This is a genomic window from Rhodospirillaceae bacterium (assembly GCA_002728255.1).
In the GTDB taxonomy this organism is placed as follows: domain Bacteria; phylum Pseudomonadota; class Alphaproteobacteria; order UBA7887; family UBA7887.
Map to the genome: position 1 here is coordinate 1 of PBWV01000025.1, position 12,795 is coordinate 12,795.

Genomic DNA, 12,795 nt, shown 5'->3' on the forward strand with positions numbered 1-12,795 from the left:
CCGAAAGTCATAGGCTGCCAGGTAGTGGGAATAAATGGGCCTAAAAGGCCAACCTGCGCAGCCTTCATAACGACGGAAAAAGGAACCTATGTCAGCACGCAGGAAATCAGAGAATTCTGTCAGACTAGCCTCGCCAAGTACAAAGTCCCTGCCTATGTCTTTTTGATCAGCAAGTTTCCTACTACTACTGGTCCTAATGGAACTAAGATTCAACGGACAGTTCTAAGAGACTTAGCGCAGGAAAAAATAGTTTCTACTTCCTCCAGCACCTAGCCCGTGACTGCCTCAGACTTGTCACCAGCCTGAGCCGCAAAAATCGAGGTATAGCCACCTGACCAGTCTGGTGGTATGGGGCAAGGCCGCGGATCATGATGAGCCCATTTAACAGATTGCCCTCTCACAATAGCCCGATAGTTTTTAGATACGGCCGGGCTCGGCGTATACGCAAAGGCATCAGCCGAGGCGTATGCATTTATTAGCAAGGGTCGCCCCTCGGCCCGCTTGCTTGGCGGAGAGCCATGAACAGTTCTGGAATTGTGAATGGTTATTGAACCTGCTGGAGCACTTAGGTATACCGCTCGCGAGGTATCAAGGTCCGCAACATCTTCGTCCCTCAAGCCCCCTGTCCATTTCCCTTCTTCGTCATACAACTCATACAATGGTCCATCATGGGATCCAGGAATAATTCCAACTGGCCCATCATCAGGGCCCGTATCTTCCAAATAGCAACCAATAGCCAGAGGACTATAATTAGTATGAGGATAAAATTGGATATCCTGGTGCCACTGCACTGTGTCACCGCCCTCATGCCATTTAAAATTTAATTTTGAATGATGAAAAAAAACGTTNGGACCTACCAAATCTGCNGCNACATCGGCTATCACTCCATTACTAAAGGACCAATATGCCTCATGTTGCGAGTCTGGTTCCTTAATTCTTCGGAGGCGGGGCAATTCACTAGAATGGCCTGGGGCTATGTCAAACACGTCATTGCTGTCTTCAGTCCCCCGNCTCTTCTCTATAAATTCCGAAGTCACATCACGCAGTTCCGCAAGAAGGTTTTTCTCTATTAGCCCCTCCACACAAATATATCCGTTCTCAAAATAAAATTCTCTTTGAGCTTGGCTCAAAACTCGAGCAGGTTCCGATAAAATTTCATCTGGGGTCATTTATAATTCTCCAAAACACAAGGCCAATTCTCTTTGAGTATAGCTAATAACCAAAAATATGGAACTACATGCCGATATTACCAATAAAAAGTACAAGCTATTATGATTGATCTGCGGGCCTGCTGATCATCTTATCACCAACTCTCCTAACAATTTTTCTCTCACGTATGGCTATATATATGGCACTTCCAAAAATTATAGCACTCCCGAACCAGGTGAAAGCATCAGGAAACTCATTAAAAAAGAGAAAGCCGAAAAGTACTGCCCAAATCATCTTAAGAAAGTCAAACGGCATTACCAAATTAGTATCTCCTGCCTTCAATGCCTCTACCAAAAGCCATTGCCCAAGCGTGCCAATGACACCCATGAGTGCCATCAGGCAAAGCTGCTCAAAACTAGGTGATACCCAAACAGCAGCTGCTGCTAACCCCGAAACCGGCACTTGAAAAATAATCATGTAGACAATGATGGTGATGCTCGAATCAGTCCGACCTAAGACCTTAATCATAATCAATGCACATGCCCATAGGGCCGCCGCTGATAAGGCAAGAATCTGTCCCTGACTAATTTCTATCAAACCAGGCCGAAGAATTACTACAGTTCCAAAAAAAGCGATAAAAATTGCTGTCCAACGCCTAGCCCCAACCACTTCTCCTAAAAAGACAATTGCTAAAACAGTTGCAAAAATTGGCGCAGTAAAGGAAAGAGCCGTNACATCAGCCAAAGGAGTTATGGTCACCGCATAAAAAAAAATCAGCATCCCTANGCCATTGACTATCCCACGGACAGAGTGCAGTCCTAATCGTTGAGTTTTTAACGGCGCAAAACCGGACCGAAGCAGCCATGGAAGAACCACTATCGCGCCGAATAGATTTCTGAAAAAAGCAAGTTCAAAGGCGTGCATCTCATCTGACATATATCGAATAAGAGTATGCATTGTAGAAAAAAAAATTGTGCCTAACACCATAAACAAAACAGCTTTGGTGTTCCNCACAAGGACAGTGGGGAAAACTTCACTTATACTTCTCATGTTCCATATTCAACAAGACGCCGTTGCGGTAGAATTGGCTGGAAATTTTTCATGCAAGTGCACGCTTTTTTTATTTGTTTTATAAGATAAACTACAATGTCTTAGATTTTTCAAAAACTAACACCGAGGCAGTATATGATTTTTAGTGGCTTAAATCATTTAGCTTTTATAACCTCCGACATGGAGGAAACAATCAAATTTTACCGAGATCTTTTAGAAATGGATTTANTTTCCGGGATTGGCCATCCAGGATTTCGGCATTATTTTTTTAAGTGTGGTGAGGGCTCCGTAGCATTTTTTGAATACAGTGGAGCCAAACCTATGAAATATGAAAAATCTCATGGATCGCCGACTAGCGAGCCAATCGGCTTTGACCATGTTTCCTTTACCGTTGAATCTCGTGAATCTCTTTTTGGTTTGAGAGATAAATTGCTAGCGGCAAAAATCGAAGTGTCCGAGGTAATTGATCACGGAACCTTGTGGTCTATTTATTTTTTTGACCCTTGTAACAACCTCCCTCTTGAAGCTTCCTGGAACTATTTGGAAATTGTTGAGGCACCAGCGATACTTGAAAGCAACCCATTAAAAGTGGCATTAGAAGGTTCAAAACCACAACCAGGGCGATGGCCAAGTGTATCAACACCCACCAAACCTGACGAGATGGTCGCTAAACCAGGGAATGGTTTTGGTATGCGGGACGAGTTTCTACGACTTGGGATAGCCAAGAAAACTTGAATGGAAAGAACCTGTAATTTAGATTTGCTACTTTGAAAACATGCAAGTTATGNTTTGGAATACTTTCGTTGAACTAACTCTTCAATTTCATGCCTCAATATCTTCCCTGTTGTACTGCGGGGAAAGTCATCTACAGAACAAAAGATTACCTGTTTAGGCTGTTTATAACCTGCTAATTTTGGACGACAAATCTCCAAAACCTGCTGTTCGGTCATAGATAATGTGGCACAGGCAATCACCGCCACCGGCACCTCCCCCCATAGAGGGTCCAAACGCCTTACCACCACTGCTTCAGCAATCCGTTCATCACGCAGCAAAACCCTTTCAATTTCCGCCGGATAAATATTTTCACCTCCGGACTTAATTAAATATTTTGCTCTATCCACAAAATCGAACGTGCCGTTTTCATTACGTCTGAGGATATCTCCCATATGAAACCAACCATTTCTAAAATCTCTACGGTTAGTCTCTTGAGCATTCCAGTAACCGCTGAATAATGTGGGACCCCGCACAGCAATTTCTCCTGGAGCACCCACTGTTACTTCTCCGTCATTTTCATCAACAATCTTAACCATGCAAAACGAGTTTTGAACCTTAGATAAGGAAAACGAGTTTTTATGAAATTCTAACATGGCACCAGAACAAGGTGGGATTCCTGTTTCTGTCGAACCAAAACTATTTAGGAAAGGACTACAAAGAAGCTGTGATATTTTCTGCACCTGACTAGGAGGTAATAAATCAGCCATAGCACCAATCATAAGAACACCCCGTGGGACAATGGATTCACTTTCAATGTGCCTAATCAGCTTATCAACAACCCCAGGCATAAGGACTAACCATCCCAATTTTTCAGTGGCGATGACCTCCCCCAAACGGGCCACATCAAAACCATCTACAATAATAACACGTCCACCAATTAAGGGCATACCAATGGATAAATCGGTAGAAGCCATATGAAACATGGGCGCCCAAGCGACAAAAGTGTCATCCCTCGTCATTCCATAATCTATACAAAAAACACTAACTCTGGCGATGAATGCCCGATGACTTATTACAGCTCCCTTCGGCAAGCCCGTCGTTCCGCTGGTATATAGTATGACCAACGGATCTTCCGGATCAATCTCGACTTCAGGCTCTTTCGGCGATCCCTCGCTTACAAATCTCTCAAAGGTTTCATCTAAAACTATTTTCAAATCGCTCCCCACGCCTGGGGATGTTATGTTTTCCTCATATTTAGGAGACACAAAAAGAACTTTGGGTTCAGTGAGTTCAATACAATGGCCCAACTCAACACTTCTCAACCGCCAATTAAGCGCACATACAATCGCCCCAATTTTGGCAGCCGCAAAATAAATTACAATATATTCAAGGCGATTTTCTGATAACACCGCAAGCCGATCTCCTTGCTCCACTCCGCGTTTAACAAGAGCATTAGCAAGACTATTGACTCTCTCATTTAAGTCCAAGAAGGACAGGGACAGGTCGCTACATTCCACCGCTACCGATTCCGGTCTCACCCGAGCCTGTTCAGCAAGAAGAGTACCCACTGTAGCTTGACCAGATCGTATAATGTTCGACATTTTNCTCTATTTCACCCCCGAACAAGCCATCTGCAGCTTAATACCCTGACCGAAAAACCATATTATTAACGACGTCTAGCCCCATGATATGCTATAATTTTCCCAAATACTATTTCAGCATAGAGGGTAAAAACGCATGCCTATCGTTAATCGCATCTCGGCATATCAGGATGATATGAAGGACTGGCGTCATGACATACATAAACACCCGGAATTAGCTTATGAGGAAAGGCGAACTGCTGGTCAAGTAGTTAAACTTTTGAAATCATTTGGTATTAAGGAAATAGTGGAGGGCATAGGTGGCACTGGTGTTGTCGCGGTTATTAAAAATGGTGATGGCCCGAGAATAGCTCTTCGAGCCGACATGGATGCTCTCCCAATAAGTGAAGAAACAGGAACTGACTACAGTTCTGTCCATCCAGGAGTCATGCATGCCTGTGGACATGACGGACATACTGTAATGCTATTGGGCGCAGCAAAATATCTGGCAGAGACCAAAAATTTTCGAGGAACAATAGTCCTTGTATTCCAGCCTGCCGAGGAAGGTTTTGCAGGCGCAAAAGCCATGATGCAAGATGGTTTGTTCGAAAGATTTCCCGTTGATGCGGTTTACGGACTGCATAACTGGCCCGGTGCACCAAGTGGGGAAATTTTAGTTTCACCTGGACCCATAATGGCGGCAGCAGATACATTTTCAGTTACAGTGACAGGTCAAGGAGGGCATGGCGCCATGCCCCACAAAGCAGTGGATCCAATAATCGCAAGCTCCTTGATGATAAGTGGGTTGCAAAGCCTAGTTTCAAGATCCGCAGACCCGAAGGAAACTCTTGTTATTTCCGTGACTAAAATCAACGGCGGAGATGCATTTAATGTCATTCCAGACTCTGTTGTTTTCGGCGGCACCGTTCGTTATTTTGACACTGATCTGGGAGCAAGTAATAAAAAACGAATGGACCAAATGTTGGGTGGAATAGCATCAGCCCATAATGTTAAAGCCGAGTTTTCTTATGACGAAGTCTATCCACCAACTGTTAATCATGAGAAAGAGGCCGATTTTGCCCGCGAAATAGCAATTAAAGTAACTGGTCAAGAATCAGTAGAAGCGCAACACTCCATGGGATCAGAGGATTTTTCATTTTATCTTCAAGAGCTACCTGGAGCATACGCCTGGATCGGTAATGGCCTTATAGGAGAAAGTGCACACCTGCATAATCCCCATTATAATTTCAACGATGATATTCTTCCGGTTGGCGCTAGTTTTTTTGTTAGGCTAGCGGAGGCTGCCCTCCCTCACGCAGAGAATTAAGTCGCATGATAAAACTTGCCGCAAATCTATCTCTGCTGTTTTCGGAACACCCATTCATGGATCGTTTTGCAAAAGCGGCAGCATGTGGCTTTAAGGGTATAGAGATCTTATCCCCGTATGAATGGCCGGCCCAAAAAATAGCAAATGCGTTAAAAGAACACTCTCTCACTGCGGTTCTAATAAACTCGGCTGCCGGAAACACCCAAAATGGAGAACGCGGTAGGGCTGCTGTACCTGGTCTAGAAACGGCTTTTTGGGATGATATACAGCAGGCAATTGAGTACGCCAACATCCTGAATTGCCGTCAAATTCACGTTATGGCCGGGGTAGTTAAGTCTCCTGACGACTGGGACGCATCGAGGTTAACCTTTGTGAGCAACCTGCAGAAAGCAGCGCCCGTAGCAGCCAAGCACGGAATTGATTTATTAATCGAGCCAATTAACGACAAAAAAGACATTCCAGGCTACTTTCTAACCAAAATTCCTGTTGCCCGCGACATTATCACTGAAGTCTCTCACGATAATGTGCAGCTTCAATTTGATTTCTATCATGCCCAGGTTATGCAGGGAGATCTTACAACATTAGTAATAGAAAACATTGATATCACATCACACTTCCAGATCTCAAACCTGCCTGGGCGTTGTGAACCAAACCACGGTGAAATTAATTACCCATACCTCTTTCAACTTCTTGAGTCCTTAAACTATAGCAAATGGGTGGGTTGCGAGTATCGCCCAAGTAAAGGCACCATAGAGACATTGGATTGGGCGAGCGCCTATGGCATCAATACCCCCACTAGACCTTAGCACTCCTCTTAGTAACATTTTTAGTTAACGCTGCACTAAGAAATTCATCAATCTCACCATTAAGAACTGCGCTGGTATTACTCGTCTCAAAGCCAGTCCGTAAATCCTTCACAAGCTGATACGGCTGAAGAACATAGGACCGAATTTGATGACCCCATCCTATCTCTTTTTTATCAGCCTCTTTTTCCGCCATATCGGCCTCTCGTTTTTGTAACTCCCTTTCGTATAATCTCGACTTAAGCATGCGCATAGCCGTAGCACGATTCTTGTGCTGGGACCTCTGATTTTGACACTGCACAACTATACCGGTAGGCTCATGGGTAAGACGCACCGCCGAATCAGTTTTATTTACGTGTTGTCCTCCAGCCCCCGAAGCTCGATATGTATCTACTCGTAGGTCTTTGTCCTCGATCTCTATATTTATGGCATCGTCGACTAGTGGATAAACCCAGACACTTGCAAAGCTAGTATGTCTACGTGAATTCGAGTCAAAAGGCGAAATTCGGACCAAACGATGAACGCCACTTTCGGTTTTTAACCAACCATATGCATTTGTTCCAGATATTTTAATTACACCTGTTTTAATACCCGCTTCCTCCCCAGGTCCCTGCTCGACTAGATCTGTCTGAAATTTGTGCTCCTCAGCCCAGCGCAGATATAAGCGCTGTAACATAGCGGCCCAGTCTTGGCTCTCCGTCCCTCCGGCCCCAGCATGTATCTCGACAAAACAATCGTTGCCATCGGCCTCCCCGGACAACATTGTTTCAAGTTCCAAAACCCTGGCAGTCGCAGCTAGCTCCGCTAAACCTTTTTCAGCGTCAGCCAAGACCTCACCGTCATCTTCAGCAACAGCCAATTCAATTAGTTCTAAATAATCAGCAAGAGACCGATCTAACCCATCATATTGTTTGATTGCATCTTCAAGTTTAGTGCGCTCCCGCATAACTTTTTTTGCCGTCTCTTGGTTATCCCAAAAATCAGCTCGTTCAATCTGTCTGTTTAGCGCTTCCAGTCGCTCCGCCGCTGATTCTGGGTCAAAGATGCCCCCTTAGCACCACCATTGACTGGCGAAGCTCTGTTACCGTTACCTCTGTCTCTGCCCGCATTACCAATCATCTCCCCGTTGTACTAGCATTGAATCACCTTATTAGTAACTAAAACATTAACTGACTTTTAGATAGGCTTACAACAAAGTAAACTTAGTATAGTCCACTGTCGTCTCCCAACAGCATTTCCTCAATGCTTTCTATATTTCCATTGTCCCCTCTGTAAGGTCGAGCCGTCCCAACAGGCTCATTACCTGGCTTAAAAGCCTCTAATATTGTTCTTTTACTGCTTGGCCCAGGCAAAGTTCCAGTGTCGGCATCGATACGGACCATGCGGATTCCATTCGGAATCCTAAATGGGACAGCGAGTTGCCCTTTTGTCGCCCCTTCCATNAATTGCTTAAAAACCGGAGCCGCAACATTAGAACCAGTCTGTCTGGCACCTAAACTTCTAGGTTGATCAAATCCAATATACACTCCTACCGCCAGATCAGGGGAAAATCCAATAAACCAGGCATCAAAGCTATCATTAGTAGTACCAGTCTTTCCGCCCAAAGGGCGTCCAAGTTTTCCAACTTTGCGTGCCGTTCCGCGCTCAACCACCCCTTTTAACATCCACGTCAATTGAAATGCCGAGGCNGGATCAGTAATTTGTTTCCTAATATCATTCAACTGCGGCACTACATCAGGTGATGCATGGGGAAAACCGCATAAACTACATTCCCTAGTATCTCTTCTTTCTATAGTGACACCTTTCCTATTTTGAATTCTTTCAATAAAAGCAGGCTCAATTNTCCTACCGCCATTAACCAACATAGCGTACGCTGATGTCAACTTCAGCAGGGTAGTCTCGCCCGAACCCAAGGCGGTTGAAAGATGTGGCTCGAATCCCCCTAATCCAAACCGAGCTGCAGCATCTAACACATTTCTCATCCCAATTGCATTAGCCAATCGAACCGTCATCAAATTCTTTGATTTTTCTATGCCTACCCGCATGGTTGCAGGACCACCAAATTCCCCCCCATAATTTTCCGGTTTCCACATTCCTAATTCAGGGCCCTGATCGACTACAAATGGNGCATCAAGAATTAAACTCGAGGGAGTATACCCTGCTTCTATAGCAGCTATATAAACAAAGGGCTTAAATGCAGACCCAGGCTGTCGCCGCGCCTGAGTTGCCCTGTTAAATTGNCTTTCCTCAAAACTCCATCCACCTATCATTGCCAAGACCCTTCCCGTATGAGGGTCTATAGCAACCAGCGCACCTTCAACCTGGGGCAGTTGACATAAATCAAAATGTTTAAGACCATCTGTATCTATATTTGGATCTTCTTGGGAGGCGCGTACTAACACTACATCCCCCACCGACAAGAGATCCCTGGCATCCTCGATAACTGGCCCTAAGCGTTGTCCACCCTTGGCCTGCCGGGCCCACACTAAATTGGATAATGGAATTTTACCCTGTGTGCTATCTGAGAATCCAATAGTCACTTCTACTGCCTGTACATCGAGAACTACCGATAACAGCCACGAACCCAATCCTGGCGGTTTATCAAGTCTCTTTAAGTTCATTGCCCAATCGGAATTTATATCTATCTTTCCAAGCGGTCCACGCCAACCAAACTTACGATCATAATTGATTAGACCATCCCGCAAAGCACGAACTCCGACGCGTTGAAGAGCTGGGTCCAGAGTAGTTCGAACCGACAAACCTCCCATATACAAAGCATCTGGCCCGTATTTTGAACTGATTTCCCTTCTCACCTCCTCGGCAAAAAATGGAGCATTCACTATCTCTGCTTNATTCCTTGGCACTAACTCTATAGGACTACCACTCGCTCGCTTCAGTTGCTCTTCTCCTATGTACTCATCCTCTAGCATCCGCCCCAAAACGTAATCACGTCGACCTAAAGCCGCGGCCATATTACGACCGGGGTGGTAGCTGTTTGGAGCTTTTGGGAGGCCCGCTAGGAAGGCTATTTCCGCCAACTCAAGATCAGCCAAAGACTTATCAAAATAGTTCAGAGCAGCAGCAGCAATTCCGTAGGACCTTTGACCCAAAAAGATCTCGTTCAGATATAATTCTAGAATTCTACCCTTCGATAAAGCGCGTTCTATTCGTACGGCAAGTATGGCCTCCCGAACTTTCCGGTCGAGAGAAACTTCGTTAGTAAGAAGAAAATTTTTTGCTACCTGTTGAGTAATTGTAGAGGCTCCGATAAGCCTCCGGCCTGATCTAAAATTTATAATGTTTTGGATTACTGCACGCCCAACACCAACAAGATCCACCCCTTTATGAACGTAAAAATTTTTATCCTCAGCAGCCACAAATGCCTGGATAAGCAACTCCGGAATTGTTTCAATTGGGACGAATACACGCTGTTCTCGAGCATATTCGGCGAGAAGACGTCCATCGCCAGCATGGAGGCGTGTCAAGGTTGGAGGTTCGTAGTCAGCCAATTGGGAGTATTCCGGCAGTCCTCTGCTAAAATGGTGCAACGCAAAGAATAAAATACCCATCCCCCCTAAGATCAAGACTAGAGCGCCTATAGCGCTGAAAGCAAGCAACCAACGTAGCAACCTGAAGCCACNGGTCCCACCCCTGTTATAATTCCCTGATAAATTCATAAGAACTGCCTAACCTTCACATCGTCAGGTCTATTCTAAGACTAATTATGGCTGAGTTATGGCGATCCTGCACCCAAAATCTAANACCACTATTTTGTTTTTCCCCTGTTTTGTGTAGCATTTAATGATGGAAGATATGATTGTAAGTGGAGCACGGTCTCTAAATTCTGCCCAGTTTCAAAGACGTGTTTTGTGCACAGCGCAGGGCCTAGCTGAGCTAGGCATTGAAGAAGGAGATAGTTTGGCGCTGATGCTCCGAAATGACTTCTCGTTTCTTGAAGCAACGTTTGCTGCTGGCCTTATCGGGGCATACTCAGTGCCAATAAACTGGCACTATAAGGAACGGGAAACTACCTATATCATCGAGAACTCTGATGCTAAGGCTCTCATCATTCATGCGGACCTTTTGCCTAACCTGCGAAGGGAAATTCTTCAAAACGTGAAACTTTTTGTTGTGCCCCCAGCCCCTGAAATCCAATTGGCCTACCCCGGATTAGATGCCGACTTTCAACCTTCTAAAAATATTTTGGACTGGGATTCATGGAGGGATACCCAAACCGAGTGGTCTGGAACACCCCTCCCCGCCCGTGGAAGCATGCTTTACACATCGGGCACAACCGGCAACCCTAAAGGAGTACGAAGATTCCCAGCATCTCCNGAACTCCAATCGTCTATGATGGAGAGATTGACGTTGGGCTTTGCATTGCGCAAAGGTATAAGAGCTCTAATGACTGGCCCAATGTACCACAGCGCTCCAAACGCTTATGCACGTGCTGTTATTCTACTGGGTGGCAGCCTGATTTTGATGCCACGATTTGATGCGGAAGAATGTTTACAATTGATCGAACGTTACGAAATAACCCATATGCACATGGTTCCCACCATGTTTGTCCGTTTGCTTCAACTAACCAACGAGCAAAAACAAAAGTATGACCTATCTAGTCTTGAAAGTGTGGTCCATGGGGCTGCACCATGCCCGCCACAAGTAAAGATAGATATGATAAATTGGTGGGGACCAATAATCTATGAGTACTATGGCTCAACAGAAGCTAGCTTAATTACTATAGTAGACAGCCAAGAATGGCTTAAAAGAAAAGGGACGGTAGGCAAGCCATTACCTGAAACGGAAGTACATATACTAGATGAAAACGGTGATAATTTGGAAGCTGGAAAGATTGGAGATATCTACGTGAATATGCCTGTGAGTCCGGGTTTCACCTATCACAAAGATAGTGCCAAACGTGCAAGCATTGAGATCCGCGGATTAATTACCAACGGAGACCGCGGAAGCCTTACAGAAGAGGGATACCTCTACCTAGCTGACCGGAAAGCTGACATGGTTATTTCCGGAGGTGTGAATATCTATCCTGCAGAAATTGAAGCTCTATTGCTTACTATGCCAGGCCTCAGAGATTGTGCCGTGTTTGGAATTCCAGACCTAGAGTTTGGCGAAAAATTGGTAGCGGCAATTGAACCTATACCCGATGTCAAAATAAAAGAGTCAGAAGTTCGCAGTTTTCTAGCTAATCAACTGGCACGATTCAAAGTACCAAAAATAGTTAAATTTTATGATAAACTTCCTCGCGAGGATTCTGGAAAGATCTTCAAACGGTTTCTCCGTCAGGATTTTACACCACTTTAAAATCACATTAAATGCTGCATTCGGGGAGGTTTTAAAAAATATGACCCTGACGAAAAAACAACTTTTATCTTTTGAGCAAGATGGCTATTTGATCCTTNGAAATCTTTTTTCAAAAGAAGAAGTTACTGTGCTTCAAGCGGAAGCGGAAAGAATCGCAAAGTTGGACACTGAGGGGATTGTTAGAGAAAGTCAAACCAACACACCCAAAATTATATTGCGAATGCACGATCCTAATTCACCCACAACCTCTCCCGCTTATGTAATGGCGGCACGCCTACCGCGGGTATTAGGTGCAGTTCAACAAATCCTGCGAACAAGATCTTTGTACCTTCACCATAGCAAAATTAATATTAAAGGCGCAATTGAAGGAAGCGTATGGCCGTGGCACCAAGATTTTGGTCAGTGGAAACTTGATGGCATTGTAGAGCCCAATCTTGTCACCTTTATGATCATGCTAGACGAAGCAACGGAGCTAGGAGGATGTTTGCACTTCCAACCTGGCAGCCACCGCCTAGGAAGAATTGACCCACAATGGGACGAAAGCACGGCTTACAACTTCTACTCCACGCCGATTGAAGACATAAAACGCGCTTTGAAACAAGGGAGGAAACCTGTCGCTATAACAGGGCGCCCCGGAGATTCTGTATTATTTCACTGCAACTTACTACACTCGTCTGGCCAAAACTTGTCGGCTGAAGACAGGCGCCAAGTATATTTTTGCTATAATCCCACTAGCAATAGGCCGCAGGAAGTCAACAACCCTCGCCCTGAATTTGCTCGCTCCACAAACTGGGAACCTGTGCAATTGGAAGAGAACGGGTCCCTGTTAGGTAGCAAGTTTTAAAAATTCCTG

11 protein-coding genes are annotated in these 12,795 nt (G+C 44.9%); 6 read left to right on the forward strand and 5 right to left on the reverse strand.

Going from position 1 to position 12,795, the window contains the following annotated elements; all coding sequences use genetic code 11:
• On the forward strand, positions 1-273 hold a 273-nt coding region (locus tag CMM32_06970), incomplete at its 5' end, for an AMP-dependent synthetase (GenBank protein ID MBT06641.1).
• Here the strand turns inward: CMM32_06970 and CMM32_06975 are convergent.
• Positions 270-1,169 (reverse strand): phytanoyl-CoA dioxygenase, encoded by a 900-nt coding sequence (locus CMM32_06975; GenBank protein ID MBT06642.1) that lies wholly within the window; start codon positions 1,167-1,169, stop codon positions 270-272. The two genes, CMM32_06970 and CMM32_06975, sit on opposite strands and share 4 nt — an antisense overlap.
• 100 nt (positions 1,170-1,269) lie before the next feature.
• Complete coding sequence (locus CMM32_06980; protein MBT06643.1) at positions 1,270-2,199, reverse strand: RNA polymerase subunit sigma-54; 930 nt, start codon at positions 2,197-2,199, stop codon at positions 1,270-1,272.
• Between the two features lie 135 nt (positions 2,200-2,334).
• On the opposite strand from CMM32_06980, the gene CMM32_06985 reads away from it, so the two are divergent.
• Positions 2,335-2,934 carry a glyoxalase gene (locus CMM32_06985; protein MBT06644.1) on the forward strand — a complete coding sequence of 200 codons (600 nt, stop codon included), beginning with the start codon at positions 2,335-2,337 and terminating at the stop codon, positions 2,932-2,934.
• 47 nt (positions 2,935-2,981) lie between these two features.
• On the opposite strand, the gene CMM32_06990 is transcribed toward CMM32_06985, so the two are convergent.
• Positions 2,982-4,514: an acid--CoA ligase gene (locus CMM32_06990; GenBank protein ID MBT06645.1), complete on the reverse strand. Its 1,533-nt coding sequence runs from the start codon at positions 4,512-4,514 to the stop codon at positions 2,982-2,984.
• 136 nt (positions 4,515-4,650) lie between these two features.
• Between CMM32_06990 and CMM32_06995 the strand changes: the two genes are divergently transcribed.
• Positions 4,651-5,820, forward strand: a complete 1,170-nt coding sequence (locus CMM32_06995) for an amidohydrolase (GenBank protein MBT06646.1) — start codon at positions 4,651-4,653, stop codon at positions 5,818-5,820.
• Positions 5,821-5,825: 5 nt separating this feature from the next.
• Positions 5,826-6,626, forward strand: coding sequence for a hydroxypyruvate isomerase (locus tag CMM32_07000; protein MBT06647.1), 801 nt, complete (start codon positions 5,826-5,828; stop codon positions 6,624-6,626).
• Here the strand turns inward: CMM32_07000 and CMM32_07005 are convergent.
• Positions 6,616-7,732, reverse strand: a protein-coding gene (locus CMM32_07005; protein MBT06648.1) for a peptide chain release factor 2 whose coding sequence is annotated in 2 segments (ribosomal slippage) — positions 6,616-7,662 and positions 7,664-7,732 — 1,116 coding nt in all. Because the reading frame shifts where the segments join, the coding sequence is not laid out codon by codon here. The genes CMM32_07000 and CMM32_07005 overlap by 11 nt on opposite strands.
• A 93-nt stretch (positions 7,733-7,825) precedes the next feature.
• The gene (locus tag CMM32_07010; GenBank protein ID MBT06649.1) at positions 7,826-10,300 is read right to left on the reverse strand and encodes a penicillin-binding protein; all 2,475 of its coding nucleotides are present in this window, start codon (positions 10,298-10,300) and stop codon (positions 7,826-7,828) included.
• A gap of 136 nt (positions 10,301-10,436) precedes the next feature.
• Here CMM32_07010 and CMM32_07015 point away from each other — a divergent pair, with 136 nt between their 5' ends.
• Both CMM32_07015 and CMM32_07020 read left to right on the forward strand, forming a co-directional pair.
• Complete coding sequence (locus tag CMM32_07015; GenBank protein MBT06650.1) at positions 10,437-11,942, forward strand: long-chain fatty acid--CoA ligase; 1,506 nt, start codon at positions 10,437-10,439, stop codon at positions 11,940-11,942.
• A complete protein-coding gene (locus tag CMM32_07020) occupies positions 11,869-12,786 on the forward strand; it encodes a phytanoyl-CoA dioxygenase (protein MBT06651.1) in 918 nt (305 codons plus the stop codon). Before CMM32_07015 ends, CMM32_07020 begins: the two co-directional genes overlap by 74 nt.
• The last annotated feature ends 9 nt before the right edge of the window (positions 12,787-12,795 follow it).